This window comes from Nocardiopsis tropica (assembly GCF_042660575.1).
Classification (GTDB): Bacteria; Actinomycetota; Actinomycetes; order Streptosporangiales; family Streptosporangiaceae; genus Nocardiopsis; species Nocardiopsis tropica.
This window is the reverse complement of the sequence record NZ_JBHSUF010000012.1, coordinates 84,414-106,500: the sequence shown is the minus strand read 5'-3', so window position 1 is coordinate 106,500 and position 22,087 is coordinate 84,414. Positions and strand designations below refer to the sequence as shown.

The 22,087-nt window shown below is 73.7% G+C and carries 20 protein-coding genes and 1 pseudogene; 7 read left to right on the top strand and 14 right to left on the bottom strand.

Features of this window, described 5'->3' with window-relative positions; genetic code table 11:
- The first annotated feature begins 40 nt into the window (after positions 1 to 40).
- Positions 41 to 1,198: a xylose isomerase gene (xylA, locus tag ACFQBR_RS20165; RefSeq protein WP_267947724.1), complete on the top strand. Its 1,158-nt coding sequence runs from the start codon at positions 41 to 43 to the stop codon at positions 1,196 to 1,198.
- A gap of 269 nt (positions 1,199 to 1,467) precedes the next feature.
- Here the strand turns inward: xylA and ACFQBR_RS20160 are convergent, their stop codons facing one another.
- The gene (locus ACFQBR_RS20160) at positions 1,468 to 1,728 is read right to left on the bottom strand and encodes a DUF397 domain-containing protein (RefSeq protein ID WP_344176671.1); all 261 of its coding nucleotides are present in this window, start codon (positions 1,726 to 1,728) and stop codon (positions 1,468 to 1,470) included.
- Positions 1,725 to 2,525: a helix-turn-helix domain-containing protein gene (locus ACFQBR_RS20155; RefSeq protein WP_267947723.1), complete on the bottom strand. Its 801-nt coding sequence runs from the start codon at positions 2,523 to 2,525 to the stop codon at positions 1,725 to 1,727. The genes ACFQBR_RS20160 and ACFQBR_RS20155 overlap by 4 nt, the downstream gene beginning before the upstream one ends.
- Before the next feature lie 351 nt (positions 2,526 to 2,876).
- Between ACFQBR_RS20155 and ACFQBR_RS20150 the strand changes: the two genes are divergently transcribed.
- Together ACFQBR_RS20150 and ACFQBR_RS20145 are read left to right on the top strand one after the other, a co-directional pair.
- Positions 2,877 to 3,359, top strand: coding sequence for an ATP-binding protein (locus tag ACFQBR_RS20150; RefSeq protein WP_344176673.1), 483 nt, complete (start codon positions 2,877 to 2,879; stop codon positions 3,357 to 3,359).
- Between the two features lie 143 nt (positions 3,360 to 3,502).
- A pseudogene (locus ACFQBR_RS20145) lies at positions 3,503 to 3,664 on the top strand (BldC family transcriptional regulator); the annotation flags it as partial.
- 549 nt (positions 3,665 to 4,213) lie between these two features.
- Here ACFQBR_RS20145 and ACFQBR_RS20140 read toward each other — a convergent pair.
- Both ACFQBR_RS20140 and ACFQBR_RS20135 read right to left on the bottom strand, forming a co-directional pair.
- Positions 4,214 to 5,197 (bottom strand): LacI family DNA-binding transcriptional regulator, encoded by a 984-nt coding sequence (locus ACFQBR_RS20140; RefSeq protein ID WP_267947721.1) that lies wholly within the window; start codon positions 5,195 to 5,197, stop codon positions 4,214 to 4,216.
- Positions 5,198 to 5,631: 434 nt separating this feature from the next.
- Positions 5,632 to 6,111, bottom strand: a complete 480-nt coding sequence (locus tag ACFQBR_RS20135) for a DUF6194 family protein (RefSeq protein WP_344176675.1) — start codon at positions 6,109 to 6,111, stop codon at positions 5,632 to 5,634.
- A 96-nt stretch (positions 6,112 to 6,207) separates the two neighbouring features.
- On the opposite strand from ACFQBR_RS20135, the gene ACFQBR_RS20130 reads away from it, so the two are divergent.
- The gene (locus ACFQBR_RS20130; RefSeq protein WP_344176677.1) at positions 6,208 to 6,927 is read left to right on the top strand and encodes a MerR family transcriptional regulator; all 720 of its coding nucleotides are present in this window, start codon (positions 6,208 to 6,210) and stop codon (positions 6,925 to 6,927) included.
- Positions 6,928 to 7,000: 73 nt separating this feature from the next.
- Here ACFQBR_RS20130 and ACFQBR_RS20125 read toward each other — a convergent pair whose 3' ends face one another.
- From ACFQBR_RS20125 to ACFQBR_RS20090, 8 genes are all read right to left on the bottom strand, one after another.
- Positions 7,001 to 9,451: a PEP/pyruvate-binding domain-containing protein gene (locus ACFQBR_RS20125; protein ID WP_344176680.1), complete on the bottom strand. Its 2,451-nt coding sequence runs from the start codon at positions 9,449 to 9,451 to the stop codon at positions 7,001 to 7,003.
- A gap of 300 nt (positions 9,452 to 9,751) precedes the next feature.
- On the bottom strand, positions 9,752 to 10,084 hold the full coding sequence (locus tag ACFQBR_RS20120) for a thioredoxin family protein (RefSeq protein ID WP_276567183.1): 333 nt from the start codon (positions 10,082 to 10,084) through the stop codon (positions 9,752 to 9,754).
- A complete protein-coding gene (locus ACFQBR_RS20115) occupies positions 10,081 to 10,479 on the bottom strand; it encodes a MerR family transcriptional regulator (RefSeq protein ID WP_267947715.1) in 399 nt (132 codons plus the stop codon). Before ACFQBR_RS20115 ends, ACFQBR_RS20120 begins: the two co-directional genes overlap by 4 nt.
- Positions 10,480 to 10,634: 155 nt before the next feature.
- The gene (locus ACFQBR_RS20110) at positions 10,635 to 11,354 is read right to left on the bottom strand and encodes a class I SAM-dependent methyltransferase (RefSeq protein ID WP_344176684.1); all 720 of its coding nucleotides are present in this window, start codon (positions 11,352 to 11,354) and stop codon (positions 10,635 to 10,637) included.
- A gap of 11 nt (positions 11,355 to 11,365) precedes the next feature.
- Positions 11,366 to 11,737: an STAS domain-containing protein gene (locus tag ACFQBR_RS20105; protein ID WP_267947713.1), complete on the bottom strand. Its 372-nt coding sequence runs from the start codon at positions 11,735 to 11,737 to the stop codon at positions 11,366 to 11,368.
- Positions 11,738 to 12,087: 350 nt separating this feature from the next.
- Entirely contained in the window at positions 12,088 to 13,131 is a 1,044-nt protein-coding gene (meaB, locus tag ACFQBR_RS20100) for a methylmalonyl Co-A mutase-associated GTPase MeaB (RefSeq protein WP_344176686.1), read from the bottom strand.
- A 62-nt stretch (positions 13,132 to 13,193) separates the two neighbouring features.
- Positions 13,194 to 15,419, bottom strand: a complete 2,226-nt coding sequence (scpA, locus tag ACFQBR_RS20095) for a methylmalonyl-CoA mutase (protein ID WP_352983140.1) — start codon at positions 15,417 to 15,419, stop codon at positions 13,194 to 13,196.
- Positions 15,416 to 17,341 carry a methylmalonyl-CoA mutase subunit beta gene (locus tag ACFQBR_RS20090; protein WP_344184360.1) on the bottom strand — a complete coding sequence of 642 codons (1,926 nt, stop codon included), beginning with the start codon at positions 17,339 to 17,341 and terminating at the stop codon, positions 15,416 to 15,418. The genes scpA and ACFQBR_RS20090 overlap by 4 nt, the downstream gene beginning before the upstream one ends.
- A gap of 181 nt (positions 17,342 to 17,522) precedes the next feature.
- Here ACFQBR_RS20090 and ACFQBR_RS20085 point away from each other — a divergent pair, with 181 nt between their 5' ends.
- Complete coding sequence (locus ACFQBR_RS20085; RefSeq protein ID WP_267947709.1) at positions 17,523 to 18,353, top strand: transporter substrate-binding domain-containing protein; 831 nt, start codon at positions 17,523 to 17,525, stop codon at positions 18,351 to 18,353.
- A gap of 182 nt (positions 18,354 to 18,535) precedes the next feature.
- Positions 18,536 to 19,318 carry a DUF4184 family protein gene (locus tag ACFQBR_RS20080; RefSeq protein WP_344184361.1) on the top strand — a complete coding sequence of 261 codons (783 nt, stop codon included), beginning with the start codon at positions 18,536 to 18,538 and terminating at the stop codon, positions 19,316 to 19,318.
- 54 nt (positions 19,319 to 19,372) lie between these two features.
- Here the strand turns inward: ACFQBR_RS20080 and ACFQBR_RS20075 are convergent, their stop codons facing one another.
- Entirely contained in the window at positions 19,373 to 19,771 is a 399-nt protein-coding gene (locus ACFQBR_RS20075; RefSeq protein ID WP_344184362.1) for a spore-associated protein A, read from the bottom strand.
- 29 nt (positions 19,772 to 19,800) lie between these two features.
- Positions 19,801 to 21,432, bottom strand: coding sequence for a serine/threonine-protein kinase (locus tag ACFQBR_RS20070; RefSeq protein ID WP_344184363.1), 1,632 nt, complete (start codon positions 21,430 to 21,432; stop codon positions 19,801 to 19,803).
- Positions 21,433 to 21,786: 354 nt separating this feature from the next.
- On the opposite strand from ACFQBR_RS20070, the gene ACFQBR_RS20065 reads away from it, so the two are divergent.
- A complete protein-coding gene (locus ACFQBR_RS20065; protein WP_344184364.1) occupies positions 21,787 to 21,978 on the top strand; it encodes a hypothetical protein in 192 nt (63 codons plus the stop codon).
- Positions 21,979 to 22,087: the final 109 nt, after the last annotated feature.

Here is a 22,087-nt window from a genome sequence, read left to right as displayed (position 1 = left end):
GACAAACTGATCGGAGGCCCCTACCCCCAGGAGACACGTCATGAGCGACTACCGGCCCGTGCCCGCGGACAGGTTCACCTTCGGCCTGTGGACGGTGGGCTGGCGCGGCGTCAACACGTTCGGCGACGCGGTGCGGCCCCCCCTCGACGGCGCCGACGCGGTGCGCGCGCTCGCCGGCCTCGGCGCCCACGGGATCACGTTCCACGACGACGACCTCGTCCCGCCCGGGAGCTCGGACTCCGACCGCGAGGCGATCCTCAAGCGGTTCCGGGCCGCGCTGGAGGAGACCGGGCTCGCGGTGCCGATGGTGACCACGAACCTGTTCACGCACCCGGTCTTCCGGGACGGCGGGTTCACCTCCAACAGCCGGGACGTGCGCCGGTACGCGATCCGCAAGGTGATCCGCAACATCGACCTGGCGGTGTCCCTCGGCGCCGAGACCTACGTGTGCTGGGGCGGCATGGACGGCGCGGAGTCGGAGGCGGGCAAGAACGACCACGCGGCCCTGGACCGGCTGCGCGAGGCGTTCGACATCCTGTGCGGATACGTCATCGACCAGGGCTACGACCTGCGGTTCGCGATCGAGCCCAAGCCGAACGAGCCGCGCGGCGACGTGCTGCTGCCGACGGTCGGGCACGCGCTGGCGTTCATCAACGAGCTGGCGCACCCGGAGATGGTGGGCGTGAACCCGGAGGTCGGACACGAGCAGATGGCCGGGCTGAACTTCACGCACGGCGTGGCCCAGGCGCTGTGGGCCGGGAAGCTGTTCCACATCGACCTCAACGGGCAGCGCGGGGTGAAGTACGACCAGGACCTGAGGTTCGGCGCGGGGGACGTGAAGGAGGCGTTCTTCCTCGTGGACCTGCTGGAGAGCGCCGGGTACGAGGGCCCCCGGCACTTCGACTTCAAGCCGCCCCGGACCGAGGACATGAGCGGGGTGTGGGAGTCCGCCTCGGCGTGCATGCGCAACTACCTGATCCTCAAGGAGAAGGCCGCGGCGTTCCGCGCGGACCCGGAGGTCGTGGCCGCGCTGGAGGCCTCGCGCGTGCCGGAGCTGTCGGTGCCGACGCTGGGCCGGGAGGAGAGCCTGGCCGACGTCCTGGCGGAGGAGATCGACCTGGCGGAGGTCGGGGAGCGCGGTTACCACTTCGAGCGCCTGGACCAGCTCGCCCTGGAGCACCTCCTCGGCGTCCGCTGACGCGGCCCCGGGCCGGGCACCGCGGAGTGCGGAGGGCTCCTGTCGCGGACGGGCCGACGGGTGTTCGCGGTGGAACCGGGCCGACCGGGGCGGCCGTCCGGCAGAGGGGCGGCGTGACCTCGGGCGAGTACGGGAAGCGACCGCGCCCTGACGCTCCGGGAGGGGACTTTGGTCACCGGCACAGGCGGTGACCTGCGGGTAGCCTGGTCGAGCAGAACACGACCGCCCCCTGCCAACAGCCCTGGCAGGGGGCGGAACTGTGTGCGGGACTACTGACCGCTGAGTGCGAGACGCAGTGCGTCCCATTCGCGGACCGGCACCGACAGGTGGCCGGACCCGCGGTTCTGCGTGTCGCGCAGGAGCACGCGCGAGGCGGCGGAAACGGTCCGGGCCTCCACGCAGTGGCCGCCGTTGCCGTTGCCGTAGCTGGACTTCTTCCAGGTCTCGCCCATCGCGTGAACGCGTGCCTCCACGCAGTTCCCGCCGTCGCCGTTGCTGTAACTGGACTTCTGCCAGCTCTGGCCCATCATGCGCTATCGCCTCGAATCTGTTCCATCAGAGACCGTGATGCGGGAACCGGCAGGGCGGCGCTCCTCAGCTCCGCGAAGGTCCGGTCGTAGCTGGCCACGATCTCCGGTTCCTTGAGGGACATGCCCGCTTTGTGGCCTTCGACGTAGGCGAAAGTGCCACGGTCAGGGGCAGAACTAAGCATAAACGCGCCCCCCAGACCGGCGTGGCCCTCTGTGCACATCGGGACGACCTGGAGGGTGATCCGGGGCCGGTGCGACGCCTTGATCAGATGGGTGATCTGGGCCGGCATCACGCCGGGGTCCGAGAAGCGGCGGAGCAGCAGCGTCTCGTCCAACAGCACCGTCACCCTGGGGGGATGGGGTCTCTTGAGGATCTCCTGCCGTTTCAGCCGCGCCGCGACGATCTGCTCGATGGCGTCCGGGGAGGCGTGCGGCGAGCCGATCTGGATGACGGCCCGGGCGTACTCCGCCACCTGGAACAGGCCGGGCACCAGCCCCAGCGCGTACTCCCGGATCTCCACCGCGACCTGCTCCGCCTCGGCGACATCGCGGAAGTAGGTGTTCATCCCGGACGGTGAGAAGGCCGTGTCCCAGGAATTGACGAGAACGTCGTGTGCGATAAGCGCCCTGTCGATGCGTACCACTTGCTCACGCCGTGTCCCTTTGATACCACGTTCCAACTCGCTGACCGTACTCTGGGCGATCACGGCAGCCCGAGCCAGTTCGTGTTGCGTCATACCTGCTTGCAGGCGGTATTTGCGCACCAGTAGACCGAACCGCTCGCGTGCGGAATCCACTTCTCCACACCTCATCGCTCATATCGCTGGATTATCGTTTGTCATCGCGCGGCATACGAAAGGCAACGTCTTTCCTAATGAATGTAGACCAGGAAATGCCACAAGTGGAAGAGTCGTCGCCGGGAGGGGCCCGGACCGGCCACGATGCGGCGGCACGGGGTGCTCCCGGCCACCCGTCCACCGGTCGGGAGGTGCGCATCCGAGCCGGAAGGACCGGACACGCGGGGCCGCTTCGTCCACCGAGGAACAGGGTGGGGCGGCCCCCCGGCACGAGTTGGCCCGGAGGCCGGGGACGCAGACGGCCGCCGGGACCAGGGCCCACCTGATGACAGAGACCACGAGGTGAGACGTATGCAGCCTGCCGCCGCACCCCCGGCGCCTCCAGGCCCGGACCCCGAACCCGTTCCGTACCCGCACCGCCTCCGCTTCGAGGAGCGCCACCGGAGCGGCATCGTCCTCGGCCCCGAACCCGACTACCGGACCCTGGACTCCTGGGTGCGCGGAACCGTCCTCGGCCCCGCCTCGGACAGGGTCGCACGCGTCACGGCCGCCCTCGTCTCGAACGCCCACCGCCACTCCCTCAGCGGCGAACCGGGCGGAAGCGTACGCATCGTGATCGACCAGAACCCGTTCCTGCTCACCGTGCGCGTGACGGACGACGGCCCCAGGCCCGGCGCGGAAGTGCCGTATCCGCGCCTGGGAGAGCCCGGCCGGGCCCCGCTCGCCGGCCTGCGCCTGGTCGAGGAGCTGACCGTGTACTGGGACTGGGAGTGGGAGTGGCGGGGCACCACGATGGGCCCGCTCACGATCCGCGCCGTGGTCGAGACCCCCTGAGCCGGGTGCGGCGGTCGAGCCCCCACGGCCCCACCGCCGCATCCCCACGCACCGACGCACCCGCAGACGCGGGAACCGCACCCGCACCGCCCACCGACCGAGGAGACCGCTCCGTGCCCGCCCCTTCGTCCCTGCCCGACCTCATGGACACCGCCGAGGACCTCCTCACGCCCGGCGAGGTCGCCCGCCTGTTCCGCGTGGACCCCAAGACCGTCGCCCGCTGGGAGAAGGACGGCCGCCTGTCCTCGGTCAAGACCCTGGGCGGCCACCGCCGCTACCCCAGGTCGCAGATCACCCACGTCCTGCACGCGGGGACGGGCAGCGGCGAGGTCGTCCGCGCCCTGGAGCAGGTCCACGCCCTCGCACTGGAGGTCGGGGCGGTGGGCGACGCCGGACACATCGCGGCCCTCATCGAAACCCTGCGCACCGGCCACCGCTGACCGCGCCGGGCGGGAACACGTACCACCGGGCCCCGCTGCCGCATCGCCCGGGCCGTGGCCGGGGCCCACAGCCGGAAAAGGTCCCCATCCCCCACACTGTTAACAAAAGTGGCCAATACCGACACCAAGCATTGCCGGGGCAGGGACGGGAGAACCATTCCTTCTTTTCCGAACTCCCTGAACTGCGAGAATCCGAAGGGGCATGATTTTTTTCGCCTCTTCCACGAAAAGCAGCCTCCCCCTCGCCTTTCTCCTCTATCCTGTGACCGAACAGGCATCCCCATCCGCACAATGCCCCCGACCGCGTTTGATCGGCACCCGGCGCCGGGGACGGCGAGCCCGACCCCTTTCACCCGAAAGGATTGTCGGCCCGCACCGTTCGGCGCCGTTCTGCCCCGGGTGGGAGCGCGGTGTTCAGGGCCGGGGCGCGGTGCTCTGCCTCGTGGTCAGCCTCGGCACCTGGAGGGTCACCCCCGGGTGCGCGGGCCCCTCGATCTTGTCCATGAGCAGGCCGACGGCACGGGCGCCGACCTCCTCGGCGGGGAGGTCCACCGAGGTCAGCGGCGGGACTCCGGGCGGCACCGGCCCGATGGCGACGACGGACAGCCCCGGGACGGTGCGCCCGTGCTCCGCGAACGCCTCGAGCAGCGGGCCCACCGAGGGTTCGTTGTGCACGATGAGGCCGGTGACCCCGGGGTGCTCCCCGACCAGCGTGCCGACGACCTCGCGGACGGTGTCGGGGGAGCAGGGGTGCGAGGTGGCGACGACCCCGCGCTCGGCCGCCGCCTCCTCGAATCCGGCGACGGTGCGCTCGGCGAACCCCGTGCGCCGCTCGTACACCGACGGGGGCTGGCCGACGAACGCCACCTCGGTGTGTCCCAGGTCCGCCAGATGGTGCACGCATGCCGCACCGGCGGCCGCGAAGTCCAGGTCCACGCAGGTCAGACCCTCGGTGTCCTCGGGGACCCCGATCAGGACGGACGGCAGGTCCAGGGAGCGCAGGACGGGCACGCGTGCGTCGTCGGCCTCCACGTCCATGACGATCACGCCGTCCACCATCGCGCTGCCGGCGACCCGGCGCAGCCCGTCGGGCCCCTCCCCCTGGGTGAGGAGGAGGACGTCGTGGTCGAAGGCGCGGGCCGCGGTGACCACGGAGACCGCGAAACGCATCGCGACGGGGACGTGGACGTCCTCGCGCAACGGGATGACCAGGGCGATCACGTTGCTCCGGCGGCTGGCGAGCGAACGGGCGCCGGCGTGGGGCTGGTAACCGAGCGCGTCGATGCTCTCCCGCACCCGGCGCGTGGTGGCCTCGGAGATCGAACGCTTGCCGCTGAGGACGTAGGAGACCGTGCTGGGCGACACTCCGGCGTGCCGGGCCACATCGGAGATCCGCAAGTGCCGTCCCGTCCATCGTCGAACCGGTTCGAAGAGATGTTACGCACCGCGCCGAACCGGCGCAATGCCACGCCATCATGGCACGGAGCCGGTGTTTCCGGGGTGGACCGGGGCGAATCCGGCGCCCGGCGCGGAGGAGGCGGGCCGTGCGGCCGCCGCCGGGTACGGCCCGCAGCCGGCGTACGGCGCTCCGGACCCAGGCGTCCCGGGCCCCGACCGCGGTGTGCCGTACGGCGAACGCGGCACGGACACCGGCGGGAGCGGTGGCGGAGGAGGAGGCGGCATGTGACCGCCCCCGAGCGGGTGCGGGGCCGGGGCAGCGGGTGACGTCCCCCGGCCGGGCTCCGCCCCGGCCGACCCCGGACACCCGCGCCGACGGACCGGCGCACCCCTCCTCCGGCCGCCGGGTCCGCTGCCGGGGGCGGGCGTGACCGCTACCGGGCCGGATCCTCTCCGGCACGCCGCTCGTAGCGCGAGCGGGCCAGGCTGTGGGCGGTGACCAGCAGGTCCCGCACGGCCGACTCCGTTCGCGGACCCGGTTCGACCACGGACAGCCACCCCAGTGCCCCGTAGACGGGGTGGGGGACCAGGGCGTCGGTCTCGCTCGGGTCGGCCCCGTCCGCGGCCGCGTCACGCGGCTGGCGTCCCGTCCGCTCGACGAAGGCGTCCTTGCCGGCGGAGATGTTCAGGCGGAAGGCGCCGGGGCGGTCCAGGCGCGACGACGTGTCCTCCGGGTAGTCCTTCGTCACGATCGTCGCGAACGGCTGGGTCGTCCGCGGGACCTCGCCGTCGGGAGCGTAGTAGAAGAACGTGTCGCCCCAGCTGAGCTCGGGCGAACCGTCCCCGGGCCCGGGCCGGAGGGTCAGAACCCCGTCGAGGCCTCCGACGAATTCCATGATCTCTTCTGTGGTCATGCCTTCTAGTATTTACTTCATGTGCGTGTGGAGACTTGACCCCAAGGAAGCCCAGGCAGTCCGGTGAGAAGTCGCAAGTCGGCTGTTCTGCGAACCGTGGACGTCGCACGCCGTGCCGGGTACTCGGTCCAACAGGTGCGCAACCTCGAACGGGACGGTGTGCTGCCGCCGGTGCCGCGCACCGGGTCCGGCTACCGGGTCTACGGCGCGTCGCACGCGGGTTCCGCTCTCGCCTACCGGGCTCTCGCGCACGGCACGGGGCCCGTGGAGGCCAAAAGGATCATGCGGGCGGTGCACGCGGACCCCGGCTCGGAACCGCTCGCACTGCTCGACGCGGCGCACGCGCGGCTCCACACCGAGCGCCGGGACCTCGCTCTGGCCAGGACGGCCGCCGGCCTGATCTCCGCCGAACCGATCGGTGACGTGCGCCCCTCGGACGCCATGGGCATCTCCGAGCTCGCCGCCGCACTCGGCGTGCGCCCCTCGACGCTGCGGCACTGGGAGGCCGAAGGCCTCGTCGCGCCGCCCCGCTCCTCACCGCGCGGTCCGCGGCGGTACCTCCCCGACGACGTCCGTGACGCGCGGATCGTCCATCAGCTGCGCCTGTCCGGCTACCGTGTCGCCACGCTGCGGGCGATGATGCCCGAACTGCGGCGCGCCCGCCGGTGGGAGGAGGTGGCGACCGCGCTGGACGCCCGGGACGCGAGCATCGATGCCCGGTCGAGGTCCCTCCTCGACGGCGCCGCCGCCCTCGCCGCGCTCGTCGTCCGGGTGGGGGAGCGGCCTCACGGGGCGGACGGGGCCCGGCGCGGGTGAAGCGGGCCCCGTGCGCCGCCGGCCACGGGGGTGGGGGTCCCCCGCCCCCTCCCCTCCCCCCGCCCCCCGTTCCTCAGTCCTCCAGCCGGATCGTGCCCGCGCCGCCGTCGATCGTGATGGTCCCTCCGTCACGGACCAGCTCGGTGACGCCGGGCACACAGATCACGCAGGGGATGCCGTACTCCCGGGCCACGGTCGGTCCGTGCGCCACCGTCGAACCGGTCTCCACCACCACCCCGCCCGCGGTCATGAACAGCGGTGTCCATCCCGGGTCGGTGGTGGGCGCGACCAGGATCTCCCCCGGCCCCAGCGACGCCCCGACCGGGTCGTGGACCACCCGGGCCACACCCGTCGCGGTGCCGGCGGACGCGGCCACCCCGACCAGCACACCGTCTCCCGCGTCCCCCGTGGAGAGGGCGGGGAGGGTCGTCTCCACGTCCGTCCCGTCGGACAGCAGCACGGGGGGCACCCTGCGGCGCCGCCGCTCCCGCGTGTACACCGCCCGGCGCTCGGCGACGAGCTGTCGCCGGTCCGCCCCGTCCAGTGCCGCCCGGGCCTCCTCCAGATCGAGGAACATGATGTCGTCGGGAGCGTCCAGCCTCCCCTCGGCCACCAGGGCCTCCCCGACCAGGAGGAGCTGGCGCCGCATCTCCCCGATCGCGAACAGCCACACGAACTTGGGGTACTCGCGGAGTCCGGACAGTGCGCGCGCCCGGTCGAAGAAGAACGCGGCCAACCGGGCCCGCACCGGTCTGGACTCCATCGCGCGGCACACCAGCTCGTCCCGCATGCGTTCGGCCTCCGCCGCCGCGCGGGCGAAGCGCCGGTCCGGCGCCTGGTCGGGGTCGTCCACCCGCAGGTAGTTGGCGATCACCCCGAACAGCGGCGCGGGGTCCTCCGCCCAGCGGGGCACGCCGACGTCGATCTCGGCCGCGCCCCGGTGGCCGTAGCGTTCCAGGAAGCCGCCGAGCCCGAGCTCGGGCAGCTCCCCGGCGCGGTACAGCTCGGCCAGCCGCCCGGGGGGCGTCTCCCCGAGCAGGGCGCGGTGGGGGCCGGCCTCCTCCGCGAGGCGCCACAGCGCCAGGTCCATCTCCGTGGTGACGTTGTGCGGCATGCCCCCGAGGACGGTGGCGACCTCCCCCGGGTCCGCCACGCCCCGGAGCAGGAGCTCGGGAGCCTTGGCGGAGAGGATGCCGGTGTACAGGGCCCCCAGCATGGGGGTCATACCGCCCGTCATCACCGGGACCTGGACCCCCTCCGCGAAGGCCAGGCGCTCACCTGGCGTGACGACGCCCCTGGAGGACTCGGCGATCTGCCGCCGGATCTCGGGCCCGGCCCGCAGGACCCGGCGCCTGGCGTCGTCGGGGAAGGCGAGGGCGGTCACCGCCCCCGCGACGAAGTCGCGTGTGAGCGGCGCGACCCCGGCGACGATCCGGGCCACGGCGCGCGGGTCGACGCGCCCGCCGCGCCGGGGCGCGAACCGGGGGTCGGCGAGGAGCGCGCGCACGGACGCGGCGGTCCGGGGGCCGTAGACGTTCATCAGCCCCGGCAGGAGACCCCGGATCACCCGGTTGCGCAGGAACGGCGTGAGGTCGAGGTAGAACCTCCCGCCCACCTCGGCGACCGACCGCTCCCACGCGCCGCCCCTCGACGCCCCCACCGCGCGGAACCACGCGAGGCCGGCCACCCTGAGCCCGGAGAACCCCATGGGGGTGAAGGGCCGCAGCATGCCCTGCATGTTGCCGGACTCGAGGTAGGCGCGCGGCCCGTCGGAGGGCGGGGGGAGGGGGAACAGGGTGGTGATCGGGCGGGACTGGAGGATCCAGGCGGTCCCGTCGTGGTCGACGGCCCACTCGACGTCCTGCGGAGCGCCGAAGTGGGCCTGGAGCCGTGTGCCCGCGGCCCGGAGCCCGTCCACCTCCCCGGGGGAGAGGCAGCCGTCCGGGGGCCCGTCGGTGCTCCCGTCGGGGCGGACGACGTAGTGGTCGGGCTCGGCCGTGCCGTCCACGACGGCCGTGCCGAGCCCCGGCACGGCGTCGAGGACCGTCTCCCCGCGGGTGCCGGTGACCGGGTTGGCGGTGAACAGCACCCCGGCCGCCCGGGGGCGCACCATGCGCTGGACGATGACGGCCATGCGCACGGAGGCGTCGTCGATGCCGAGGTCGCGCCGGTAGGCGACGGCGCGGTCCGTCCACAGGGAGTCCCGGCACCGCCTGACGGCGTCGAGCACGTCCTCGACGCCCTCGATGTCGAGGTAGGTGTCCTGCTGTCCGGCGAAGGAGGCTTCCGGCAGGTCCTCGGCGGTGGCGCTCGACCGGACGGCCACGGGCCCGCCGCCGAGTGCCGTGTAAGCGGCGGCCACCTCGTCCTCGGGCACCGCCCCGGAGGCGTGCGCCGCGGCGGTCACGCAGAAGCCGGGTGGAACCCTCTCACCCGCCCTGATCACCTCGGCGAGCCCGGCGGCCTTGCCGCCGACCGGCCCGGCCGGGTCCGCGTCGATCCGATCCAGTGGAATCACCGGCACGGCCGTCACCTCCGTCTTCCCGTCCTCCTCCATCCTTCCCCGCGGGAGGGGGGTGCACCGGGTTTTCCACAGGACGGGTTCGGGGCGTCGCCCCCTCCCCCGTCGCCGGGCGGGCCGGGACGGGAGGGGAGGGCCCCGCCCCCGGCTCCCCGGGGAGGGGGCGGCTCCGCCGCGCACGGCGAGGGGAGGGCGGCGGCCCGGAAGGCACGACACCGCGGAATCCATGGAAGCCGCGGGAGCCGCGGGAGCCGCGGACGGACCGGGGCCGCCCGTACCGGAGGGGGTACGGGCGGCCCGGCCTCACCGCACGTCCTCCAGCTCCTGGAGGAGACGGCGCCTGGAACGGGCCCCGACCATCGTCATCACGGGCGCGCCGTCGCGGAAGACGAGCATCGTGGGCGTCCCCATCACCCGGTAGGCGCGCGTGGTCCCGGGGTTGGCGCCGACGTCCAGCCTGACCACCCTGATCCGGCCGGCCGTCTCGGCGGCGACCGCGTCCAGCACGGGCACCATCTGCCTGCACGGCGGGCAGTGGTCGGAGGTGAACTCCACCAGGACCGGCCGGTCCGCCCCCAGCACCTCGTCGTCGAAGGTCGCGTCCGTGACCTCGTCCAGCCCCGTCGTACCGTTCATCCGTGTCCCCTCGTCTGGCACAGCGGCTCGGGCGCGGCGGACCTGTCCGCCTCGGCCCGGGCCAGCTGTGCGCCCACCTGGGCGCGTACCGCCCCCAGCCGTCCGATCAGCGCGTCGAGCTCGGCCAGTTTGTCCCGGTAGACGTCGAGCGAGGCGGGGCAGGAATCCCCTGTCGGGTTGCCCTCCCGCAGGCACTCCACGAACGGCCGGGTCTCCTCCAGTCCGAAGCCGAAGTCCTGGAGCGTGCGGATCTGCTCCACCAACCGCAGGTCCTCGTCGTCGTAGACGCGGTAGCCGTTGACCGCGCGGCGGGTGGGGAGCAGCCCCCGGGACTCGTAGTACCGCAGGGTCCTCGTGCTGACCCCCGCGCGTTCCGCGAACTCTCCGATGCGCATGGACGCCACGCTAGACCTTGACGTCGGCGTCAGGGCAAGGGAGTTCGGGGGCCCGTCCGCTCCTGCAGCGGCCGGGGCGGGGCCGGGTGGAGAGCCGCGGCCGGAGGAGGGACGGGCGCCGGGACGGGAGGAGTGCCGGGGGCCGGGCCCCGGGTTCAGGCGGGGCGGTGGTACACCAGCGAGTACCGCCAGAACAGCAGCCTGCGCAGCCGGGCCCCGGGCAGGTGCCTGCCGACCGCCTCGGCGATCTGGCCCATGTCCATGTCGGGCTCGCGGACGGGCATCTCGGCCGTGGGCCCCACCTTGTGCAGGTCGGGCGTGCCGGTGAGGACGCGTGCCAGTCCCAGGCCGACGCCGATCGCCCACTGCGGGCCGAGCGCGGCCAGGCCCACGGCCGCGTCGGTCCCGCCGCGCTCCCGGTAGTGGCCGAGGACGGCCAGGGTCCCGCCGGGGGCGAGGGCGGACGCCATCCGTTCGAGGGACGGCCCGAACGGCATGTGGTGGATGCTGGAGACCGCGCTGACGAACCCGTACCCCGCCGGGTCCAGTTCGGCCTCCTCCAGGGAGGCCACCCTGTAGTCGACCGGCAGCCGGGGCGGTGTCAGCGTCCGTGCGAGGTCGATCATCCGGCTCGCCGGGTCGATGGCGTCCACGGCGAACCCCCGGGTCGCGAGGACCCGGGCGAACCTGCCGCCGCCGCAACCGACGTCGAGGGCCCGGGGCCGCGCGCGGAGCGCGTCGCGCGAGGGCCCCGGGGCGCCCCGGCGGCCGGCGGGCGGGCCGTGCCCGGGCACCTGGCGCAGGAGGTGATCGTGGTAGTGGCTGTTGTGGTCCCACGAGAAGTCGACGGGACCCGGGGGGAGAAACCGGCTCATGCGGCCGGAGACTACCCGGCCTGCCGCTTGGCCTCCAGCGCCTCCATGGCAGCGACGGCGGTGGCCACGGTCTGGTGGACCGGGACCTGGCGGTGCAGGCCGACCAGGCGGACGACCTTGGTGACGCGTTCGTTGAGGGCGGCCAGTGCCAGCGATCCGCCCATCTCGCGAACGGTCCGGTAGGCGTTGATAATGACGTTCAGGCCGCTCGAGTCCATGAAGTCCAGACCGGACAGGTCCAGGATCAGCCACGGACCGTGGTCCTTGACGGCGGACTGGACGTGTTCCTGGAGGTCGGCGGCGGTCGCGATGTCGAGTTCTCCCTCGATCGCGACGATGACGCTGCGGCTCTCTACCCGCGTGCTCAGCCCAAGCCTGTGCACGTTCACTCCTCCCGGCCCCACATTGAGATGGTGAGGGGTCCCTCGCTTAACCATACGCAGACAGGCGAGTCGCGCCCACCCGGCCCGGCGCCACTCCCACAGAACCGGACCACCGGGGGCAGGACGCTTGCGCGTCCGCGAGTCTGGTAGGTCGTTGGACACACACGGTATAAGCGAACCGCCCGTTCGGGAATGGCATAGGGCAAGAAATTTTCGCCTCGTGGGCACGAACCTCCCTCCGGCCAGGTGGTATCACCCGTTTACGCTGGGTCATTTCACGACATGGAGCCCCTGCGGCCGCACCAGCGTCGAGCACCGGCGCCGAGACCCCCGGTCCGGTCACCGTGTGTTCACCCCTTCGGGGAAGCGTCACCCTGGGTGAAGGCCTCCAGCAGGGTGAGCGCCGCGAGGGTCGCCGTCGTCTCCCCCGAGCGCACCCCGTCCTCCGTCCCCGGGATGAGGGAACTCACCCCCGGGTCCCGCAGGAACGAGTCCATCAGCCTGTCCCGCACCTGGTCCCACATCCAGCTGACGCCCTGCTCCCGGCGGCGCTCCCCGAGGGCGCCGTCGGCCTCCAGCGTCCGGCGGTGCCGCAGGACCGCCTCCCACACCTCGTCCAACCCGTCCCCGGTGAGGCCGCTGCACGTCAGCACCGGCGGGCGCCACCCCGGGTGCACCGGCTGGAGCAGGCGCAGCGCGCGCGACAGCTCGCGGGCCGCCTTGCGGGCGTCGTCGGCGTGGGGTCCGTCGGCCTTGTTGACCGCGGCCACGTCGACCAGTTCGAGCACGCCCTTCTTGATGCCCTGGAGCTGGTCGCCCGTGCGGGCCAGGGTGAGGAAGAGGAAGCAGTCCACCATGGCGGCCACGGCCACCTCGGACTGGCCGACGCCCACCGTCTCGACGAGGACCACGTCGAACCCGGCCGCCTCCATCAGCAGCATGGTCTCCCGGGTCGCCCGGGCGACGCCGCCCAGCGTCCCCGCCGTGGGCGAGGGCCGGATGAACGCGTTCGGGTCGACCGCCAGGCGGGCCATCCGGGTCTTGTCCCCCAGGATGCTCCCGCCCGACCGCGTGGACGACGGGTCGACGGCGAGGACGGCCACGCGGTGCCCGGCGCCGGTCAGCCGGGTGCCCAGTGTGTCGACGAAGGTGGACTTGCCCACGCCCGGCACCCCGGTGATCCCCACGCGGTGGGCCTTCCCGGTGTGCGGGAGCAGCCGGACGAGGAGTTCCTGGGCGGACCGGGCGTGGTCCGGACGGCGTGACTCCACCAGGGTGATCGCCCGTGCCAGCGTCGGCCGGTGCCCGGACAGGACCCCCTCTGCGAGGGCGGCCACGTCGACCGGCCGCCTCCCGCCTCCGCGCGCCCCCGGTACGGATCCCTCGTCGCCCACGCCTTCTCCCCTTCCGGCCCCTCGGCCCCCGTCGCCGTGCCGCCCGCGCTGCCGACGGCCCGCTACAGCCCCTCCCCGTGGCCCCCCAGCCGCTCCTCCAACTGGTCGAGCAGGTCGACGGCGGCCTCCGCGATGACCGTCCCCGGGGGGAAGATCGCCGCTGCGCCCGCCTCGCGCAGGGCCGCGAAGTCCTGCGGGGGGACGACCCCGCCGACCACGACCATGATGTCCTCCCGCTCCAGGGCGGCCAGCTCCTCGCGCAGGGCCGGCACCAGGGTCAGGTGCCCCGCCGCCAGCGAGGACACGCCGACCACGTGCACGTCGGCCTCCGCGGCCTGGGCGGCGACCTCGGCCGGGGTCTGGAACAGCGGACCGACGTCCACGTCGAAGCCCAGGTCGGCGAACGCGGTCGCGATGACCTTCTGGCCGCGGTCGTGGCCGTCCTGCCCCATCTTGGCGACCAGGATCCGGGGGCGGCGGCCCTCCGCCTCCGTGAACTCGTCCACCCTCCGGCTCACGCGCTCCATGAGCCCGGCCGCGTCCGCGCTGCCGGCGGCCTCGTTCCTGTACACACCCTGAATCGTACGGATCTGCCCCGAGTGGCGGTCGAAGACCTTCTCCATGGCGTCGGAGATCTCGCCGACGGTGGCCTTGGCGCGTGCCGCGTCCACGGCCGCGGCCAGGAGGTTGTTCGTCAGGGACTCGTCCGCCCTGGACTCGCGTCCCGCCGCCTCCGTGAGGGCGGCCAGGGCGCGGCGCACCCCGTCCTCGTCCCGCTCCTCGCGCAGGCGGCGCAGCTTGTCCAGCTGCTGGGCGCGCACGCTGGAGTTGTCGACCTTGAGGACGTCGATCTCGTCGGCCGTGTCGGGGCGGTACTTGTTGACGCCGATCACGGGCTGGCGGCCCGAGTCGATGCGCGCCTGGGTGCGCGCGGCGGCCTCCTCGATGCGCATCTTGGGCAGACCGGCGTCGATCGCGGCGGCCATGCCGCCCGCGCCCTCCACCTCGCGGATGTGCGCCCACGCCTTCGCCGCCAGCTCCTGGGTGAGGCGTTCGACGTAGTAGCTGCCGCCCCACGGGTCCACGACCCGCGTGGTGCCGGACTCCTGCTGGAGCAGCAGCTGGGTGTTGCGGGCGATCCGCGCGGAGAAGTCCGTGGGCAGGGCCAGGGCCTCGTCCAGGGCGTTGGTGTGCAGCGACTGGGTGTGCCCCTGGGTGGCGGCCATCGCCTCCACGCACGTGCGGGCCACGTTGTTGAACACGTCCTGGGCGGTGAGCGACCAGCCCGAGGTCTGGGAGTGGGTGCGCAGGCTCAGCGACTTGTCCCCGGTCGCGCCGAGGTCCCTGACCAGGCGCGCCCACAGCAGGCGCGCGGCGCGGAGCTTGGCGACCTCCATGAAGAAGTTCATGCCGATCGCCCAGAAGAACGAGAGGCGCGGGGCGAAGGCGTCCACGTCCAGCCCGGACCTCCGGCCGGCGCGGATGTACTCGACGCCGTCCGCGAGGGTGTACGCCAGTTCCAGGTCGGCCGTGGCCCCGGCCTCCTGCATGTGGTAGCCGGAGATGGAGATGGAGTTGAAGCGCGGCATCCGCTGCGACGTGAACGCGAAGATGTCGGAGATGATCCGCATCGAGGGCTGCGGCGGGTAGATGTAGGTGTTGCGGACCATGAACTCCTTGAGGATGTCGTTCTGGATGGTCCCGGACAGCTTCTCCGGGGGGACGCCCTGCTCCTCCGCGGCGACGATGTACAGCGCCAGGACGGGCAGCACCGCCCCGTTCATCGTCATGGACACGCTCATCCGGTCCAACGGGATGCCGTCGAACAGCTGGCGCATGTCGTAGATGGAGTCGATGGCCACGCCCGCCATGCCGACGTCGCCCGCCACCCGGGGGTGGTCGGAGTCGTAGCCGCGGTGGGTGGCCAGGTCGAAGGCGACGGAGAGCCCCTTCTGCCCGGCGGCGAGGTTGCGCCGGTAGAAGGCGTTGGACTCCTGGGCGGTGGAGAAGCCGGCGTACTGGCGGATGGTCCAGGGCTGGTTGACGTACATGGTCGGATACGGGCCGCGCAGGTACGGCGGGATGCCGGGGAGGCCGTCCACGAACTCCAGGCCCGCGCGGTCCGCGGAGGTGTACAGGGGTTTGACGGCGATGCCCTCGGGGGTCTCCCACTCCAGGGCGTCCGCGGCCTTGCCGGTGGCGGACTCGACGGCCTCCCGCCAGGCGGCGGGAGCGGTGGGGACGGCGCCGGACGGTTCCGGGGCGACGGCGGAGAAGTCGGGGATCATGCGTGCGCCCCCTGGGCTTTCGCGGGTGGAACGGGCGGCTCGGTGGCCAGGACGTCGACCAGGTCCGTGAGCAGGGCGACCGCGTCGCAGCCCCGGTGGGCGAAGGCGTCCACCCCGGCCTCTCGGTAGGCGTCGCGCGGCGGTCCCGCGAGCAGCACCCTGCGGGCCCCGGCGCCCTTCAGCGCCCGCGCGACCGCCTCGGCCTGCTCGCCGTACACCCTGTCCGCGGAGCAGATCACCGCGACCCTGCACCCGGAGGCGGCGAACGCCCCGGCGGCGGCGTCGGCGTCGGCCAGCGGTCCGGGTTCATGCACCCCCACGCCGCCCGCGGCGAGGAGGTTCGCGGTGAACGACGCGCGGGCCGTGTGCGCCGCGACGGGCCCGAGCGTGGCCAGGAACGCCGTCGGACGCGTCCCCGTCCTCGCCTCCTGGGCATCGCCGCGGTCCCGCAGCGCCTCGAAGTCCGCGGCGTACCGGCGGACCGGGAACCAGGTCCCGGCCACCGCGGCCGGGTCGGGCTCGCGGACCAGGCGCTTCTCGGCCGGGTCGGGGTACTCGCTGACCCCTGTCAGCGGCGACCTCCGGTGCGCGAGGTCGCGGCGGCGGCGCTCCCACACCTGGTCGACGCGCTCGCGCAGCGAGCCGTCCGCGACGGCCTCGGCCGCGCCGCCCGCCGCCTCGAGCTCCTGGAAGAACCCCCAGCCCGTCCGGTACAGGTCTCCGGTCAGGGCCTCCACGTAGAACGAGCCCCCGGCCGGGTCGATCACCCGCGCCAGGTGCGACTCCTCGATCAGGAGCGACTGGGTGTTGCGGGCGATGCGGCGGGCGAAGTCGTCCGGCAGGCCCACGGCCGAGTCGAACGGGGCGACGGTGACCGCGTCCGCGCCGCCGACCCCGGCCGCGAAACACGCCACGGTGGTGCGCAGCATGTTCACGTGCGCGTCGCGGCGGGTCATCATCGCCTCGGACGTGGCGGCGTGCAGGCTCATGGAGCGCCGGCCGGCGGGCACCCCGCTGGCGGCGAGCACCTGGTTCCACATGCCGCGGACCGCCCTCAGCTTGGCGATGACGCTGAACTGGTCGGCGTTCGCGGCCAGGCGGAAGCCGATCCGGGAGGCCGCCTCGGCGACGTCCAGCCCGGCCGCGTGCAGGGCCCGCAGGTAGGCGGTGCCCGCGGCGATCGCGAACCCCAGCTCCTGCGCGTCCGAGCCGCCCGCGTTGTGGACGAGGGTGCCGTCCGCGACGAACAGGCCCAGGCCGGGACGCTCCCGGGAGAGTTCGGCGGCGAGGCGGGCCGGGTCCATGACGTCGGGCCGCTCGCCCGCGCGCGCCGCCACGGTCAGGGGGTCGATACCGAGGTGGGAGACGATCCGGCCGTCGGGCACCCCCGCGTCCGCGTGCGCGCCGAGCAGCGCCGCCGCGGCGTCGGCGTGGTCGGCGCCGGGTTCCAGGACGACGGGCGCGAGGTCGAGGTGGACGTCGGCGAGGGCCTCCCCGAGCGCCGGGGGCGGCAGGCCCGCGCCGCCGACGGCGATCCACAGCGAGCCGACACCGTTCATGAGGTCGGCGTGCAGCCGGCGGCGGAGGACGGCCGGGTCGGCGTCGGTGTGGCGGGCGCGGATGTCCCAGCCGTCGGGCCCACTGCCGCCGGGCCGGTAGCCGCGGGTGAAGGGGGGCAGTCCCGGGAAGCCCGGGTCCGCGGCCGGGGGCTCCGAGGTGTAGAGGGGCTCGATGTCGAACCCGTCGTAGGTGTGCGTGGCCAGCGCCGACTCGGGTGCGTCGGCGAGCTTCTCCTCGGGGACACCGCTCTTGCGCAGCACCCCCGCGACGAGTTCCCGCCACCTTTGTGGGGTGGCGTCGGGAAACCCTTCGGCCAGGTTCGGGGCGCCGGTTCCGGCGGCCCCGCTCTCAGGGACGTCCATACACCGGATGGTAGAGAACCGCGTTCGGTCGCGGGGCTCCGGGGCCCGTGCCGGGCGTGTCCGCGCGGCGGCCGGGCGCGGCGGCCGGGCGGAGACCGCCGTCGGTAGCATGACGCGGGTCACACGGCGTCCCGCGCGGCCGCCCCCCGCGGTCCGCGGGACGGAACACGGAGGAGACCCAGTGAAGACCCGCGCCACCACCCTCACCGCCCTCGCGGCCGTCGCACTCGCCACGGGATGCTCCGCCGCCGACACCGGCGGCGCCGGGAACGCCCCCGACGGGGAACAGGTCTCCGGTAGCCGGCTCGACGAGATCCTGGAGAGCGGCACGCTGCGCGTGTGCACCACCGGCGACTACCGGCCCTTCACCTACCTCGACCCCGCGACGGACGATTTCACCGGGATCGACGTCGACATGGCACGCGATCTCGCCGACGACATGGGCGTGGAGGTCGAGTGGGTCCGGACCAGCTGGGACGACCTGATGGGCGACTTCCTCAGCTCCTGCGACATCGCCGCGGGCGGTATCTCGATCAGCACAGAGCGCGCCCGGCAGGTGTACTTCTCCGCGGCGCTCATGGAGGACGGCAAGACGCCCATCACCCTGTGCGAGAACGTCGACGACTACCGGACGATCGAGCAGATCAACCAGCCGGGCGTCCGCTCGATCATGCCCAGCGGGGGGACCAACGAGGTCTTCGCCGAGGAGCACTACCCCGAGGGGGAGCTCATCCGCCACGACAACAACACCGTCTTCGAGGAGATCATCGCGGGCAACGCCGACGTCATGACCACCGACGCGTCCGAGACGCTCTGGGCGGCCAACGAGCACGAGGAGCTGTGCGCGGTCCACCCGGACGAGCCCTTCGACTACTTCGAGAAGGCCTTCATGCTGCCCCTCGGCGACGAGGTCCTGAAGCACTACGTCGACCAGTGGCTGAACATCGCCCTCAACGACGGCACCTGGGACGGGATCGTCGAACCGTGGTTCGGCGAGGACGTGGAGCTCTGACCCCGGCGGCCGGGGCCGCCGGGGATCGGGCGCGGCTCGGGCGCGGTCCCCTGTGGCCGGGCGGCACGACCGCGCCCGCCCCCCGGGGCGCCGGAACACCGGGCCCCACCTGCCCGGCCGCCCTTCCGGAGGACCGGTCGTCCTGCCCCGGAGCCCGTGAGGGAGCCCGGTAGCCTACCGCCGTGCCCTTCACCCTCAGCCACGTCGCGGCCGTGCTGCCCCTGGCGCGCACCCGGCTCCCCCCGGCCGCGCTGGTGGTCGGATCGGTCGTGCCCGACCTGCCCTACTACCTACCGCTGCCCCTTTCCGCGACGACCACGCACACACCCGCCGGGCTGTGGCTGGACGTCCTGCTCGGCGGCGCCGTGCTGGCGGTGTACACGTATGCCCTCCGGCCCCCTCTGCACGCCCTGGCGGGCCGGGCGTCGGGGGCCGGCGGGGCCGGAGCCGGGCGGCCGGTACACGCGGCGGCGCTCGCCGCGGCCGCCCTCGCCGTGGGCGCGGCCACCCACATGGCCTGGGACGCCTTCACACAGACCGGGGGCGCCCTCGTCCGGGCCTGGCCGCTGCTGAGCGCACAGGTCGTGGGTCCGCACCTGCTCTACAACGTGCTCATGTACGCGAGCTCCGCCCTGGGCCTGGCGGTCCTGGCGTGGTGGGCGTGGCGGAGGCGCGGTCGGCCCGGGAAGGGGGACGCCTCCCCCGGAGCGTGCGGACCCGGCACGGACCGCACGCGTGGCCTCCCCGCACCGCGGGTGCGCACCGCCGCGCTCGCCGCCGTCGCCGTGTGCGCGATGGCGGGCGCCGTGCTGAACGGCCTGTCCGAGCGGGCGGCGGCGAGCGGCTACGACCTGGTGCGCTGTCTGCTCGTCGGCGCGGTCACGGGCACCGCGCTCGGTCTCACCGCGTGGACGGCCGCGTGGTGGGGGCGGTCCGTCCCGGCGACACGGGCGGGAGGCCCCTGACACGGGAACCGCCCCTCGCGCGGGAGCCCGTTCGGGAGAGCCGCCGTGCCGGGGTCAGCCGCAGTTGGTGCCGGTGCGGACGACCCACTCCCCGCCGATCACGCCGCCCCAGTCCACGCACTGACCGGCCGCGTCCAGGTAGACCGGGCCGGCGTACTCCGTGAAGTTCCCCGGGTCGGTCTGCCACGAAGCGGAGTCGCTGCGCTTGAGGGCGGCGTCCATGTCCATCGCGGAGCCGGGGTTCGACCGCGCGACCACGACGCAGTTGCGGCCGTTGGAGTTGTTGTACGTGAGGTGGACCGTCCCCCCGCTGATGGAGGTCTTGTTGACCTCCCTGTAGCCGCTCCCGCACTGGCCGCCGTACGCGGCCGAGGCGGGGGCCGCGGTGAGGGCGGTCGCCGCCAGCGCCAGCCCCAGCGCGGCGGCGGCCCTGCGGACCAGGGGCCTCGACATGTCTCTCCTCACGGTTGCGATCTGCCCGGCTACCACGGCGGCGTGCCGGAACCGCCGGCGCGGTGCTGCTCCACCAGGCGGGTGATGGTGACGGTGCCGTCGTCGGCGGTCGTGTAGGTGACCTCGGCCCGGATCGTGCGGCTGCCCTGGTTCACGTAGCCGGTGAGCGCCGACGGGCTGGAGGACACGGTCCCGGCCTCGCCGTCGCCGACCGCCCCGGCCCCGTCCTGGCAGAAGCTCCACGCACACAGCACGGTCGCGCCGTCGAGGAGCGCGTAACGGGCGGAGCCGCCGGAGGGCTGGAAGGCCACGACGTGGTCCCCGGAGGGCTGTGAACCGCTCGCGCCGACCCCGGCCCCGACCACGGCGGTCGCGGTGGCGGTCTCTCCCCCGCCGCCGGAGCCGTCCTCACCGGCGCCCGCCGCGTCGTCCGAAGCCCCCGCGGCGGGCTCCTCGGAGGGCGACGGGTCCTCCCCGTCCTCCCGGACCGCCGCGCCGGAGCGGCGCTCGCCCCCGGAGGGTCCGTCGTCGCTCCCGGTCGCCTCCGCCGGACCGCCGTCGAACCAGGCCGCAAGGGGCAGCGAGTCCCAGTTGCCCGCCACGGCGGCGCCTCCGACGGCCGCCCCCGCGAGCAGGAACAGGGCCGCGGCGACGGCGAGCACGGACCACGCCCCGGAACGCCGTCCCCGGGAGGTCCTGCGGGGAACCGTGACCTCGCGCTCCTGCGGCATGTGCACACCGTGCCAGCCCGCGTGGAGCGTGGTGGCCACGGCGTCACCCGCCCCCTGCGGCCGGGTGACCGGGGTTCCGCCCAGGTTCGCCGCCGCCATCACCCCGGTCACGAGGGCCAGGGCTCCGGGCCTGCGCCCGGCGTCCTTGGACAGGGCCCGCCGGGCCAGGTCCGCGAGCGGCCCGGAGAAGCCCTCCATGTCGGGTTCCCCGCTCAGCACCCGGTGCGCGACGGCCGCCGGGTCGCCGCCGCCGAACGGGGGACGGCCGGTCGCCGCGTAGGCCACCAGGGCGCCCCAGGCGAAGACGTCGTCCGCGGTGCTGATCGGCTCGCCCCGGTAGTGGGCCGGGCTGATCCAGCCCGCCGACCCCAGCAGCGAACCGGTGCGGGTGAGCGCCGTCTGGTCCAGGGCCCGGGCGATGCCGAAGTCCAGGACCCTCGGGCCCTCGGGGGACAGGATGATGTTGGCGGGCTTGAGGTCGCGGTGCACCACCCCGGAGGCGTGGATCTGCGCGAGCGCCTCGGCGATGCCGACGGCCAGGCCGTACTGGAGGCCCTCCGGCAGCGGCCCCCCGTTCTCCTTCAGGTACGCGGAGAGGGTGAGGCCGCGGATGAGCGGCGTGGCCAGCCACGGCTGCTCCCCGCGGGTGTCGGCGGCGAGCAGGGGGACCGCGCAGGCGCCGCCGACCCGCGAGAGCATCTCCACCTCGCGGGCGAAGCGGTCCCGGAACTCCGGGTCCGCCGCGTACTCGGGGTGGACGACCTTGACCGCGACGAGCTCGCCGTCGTCGGCGCGGGCCGCGTACACCACACCCATGCCCCCGGCGCCCAGCCTCTTGAGCGGCGTGTAGGGACCGACCGAGGCGGGGTCCTGGGGCAGCAGGTTCGTGGCCGTCGCCGGAAGCGACGCGGAGGGGCGTGCGGGAGACATGGTGGCTCACAGGTGAGGGTGCGTGGGGCCGGGATCGACGCTTCGGAGGCAGGGGGCGTCGGAGAATCAACCGGACAAGGCATCTTAGCGCCGCGCCCGGAGCGGCGGTACGGCAGGGCGTTCCCACCTGCGAGAAGAGTCCTGTGACCGGGGCCGACCGGGCCGCAGGGCGCGGGGCGGTCCAGGGCCCGTACGTCGCACGGCGCCCTTTCGGCCGGTCCTGGCGCCGTGTTAGCATCCCGCCCGTCTCGAAGGCCGGTACCGTCTCCCGGACCGGTCGCAGAGCCGCCTGCTCTCCCTGCTCCGTTGAGCGCCTGACGCACATCGACGACTTCGCAACAGGAGAAACCCGGCATGGCCACACGCAAAGAGATCAAGGACGAGCTGAAGAGAATCCAGGAGCAGAACGCGCCCACCTCCCTGGCCGCGCACCTCAAACGCTCCGTGAAGTCCGTCGGGCAGAGCGACCTGGGCAGCAGCGGGGCGAGGGCGAGCAGGAGCCAGAAGTCCGGCAGGCTGTCCCGCAAGAAGGGCAAGAGCGCATAAACGCCCGTCGGGCCTGAACGGCGCGGGCCCGGTGGGGAAACGCCCCGTCCCGGCCCGCGTACGCTCGCTTCCGGGTGAACAGGCCGTGCACTAGGCTCACCCACGCACC

Coding starts and splice junctions, on each gene's coding strand:
- ACFQBR_RS20110 (WP_344176684.1), bottom strand. CDS start 11,354: ATGAGCCGGTTTCTCCCCCCGGGTCCCGTCGACTTCTCGTGGGACCAC.
- ACFQBR_RS20160 (WP_344176671.1), bottom strand. CDS start 1,728: ATGATGGGCCAGAGCTGGCAGAAGTCCAGTTACAGCAACGGCGACGGC.
- scpA (WP_352983140.1), bottom strand. CDS start 15,419: ATGATCCCCGACTTCTCCGCCGTCGCCCCGGAACCGTCCGGCGCCGTC.
- ACFQBR_RS20090 (WP_344184360.1), bottom strand. CDS start 17,341: ATGGACGTCCCTGAGAGCGGGGCCGCCGGAACCGGCGCCCCGAACCTG.
- ACFQBR_RS20065 (WP_344184364.1), top strand. CDS start 21,787: ATGGCCACACGCAAAGAGATCAAGGACGAGCTGAAGAGAATCCAGGAG.
- ACFQBR_RS20135 (WP_344176675.1), bottom strand. CDS start 6,111: ATGACCACAGAAGAGATCATGGAATTCGTCGGAGGCCTCGACGGGGTT.
- ACFQBR_RS20115 (WP_267947715.1), bottom strand. CDS start 10,479: ATGCGCATCGGAGAGTTCGCGGAACGCGCGGGGGTCAGCACGAGGACC.
- xylA (WP_267947724.1), top strand. CDS start 41: ATGAGCGACTACCGGCCCGTGCCCGCGGACAGGTTCACCTTCGGCCTG.
- ACFQBR_RS20150 (WP_344176673.1), top strand. CDS start 2,877: ATGCAGCCTGCCGCCGCACCCCCGGCGCCTCCAGGCCCGGACCCCGAA.
- ACFQBR_RS20070 (WP_344184363.1), bottom strand. CDS start 21,432: ATGTCTCCCGCACGCCCCTCCGCGTCGCTTCCGGCGACGGCCACGAAC.
- ACFQBR_RS20075 (WP_344184362.1), bottom strand. CDS start 19,771: ATGTCGAGGCCCCTGGTCCGCAGGGCCGCCGCCGCGCTGGGGCTGGCG.
- ACFQBR_RS20120 (WP_276567183.1), bottom strand. CDS start 10,084: ATGAACGGTACGACGGGGCTGGACGAGGTCACGGACGCGACCTTCGAC.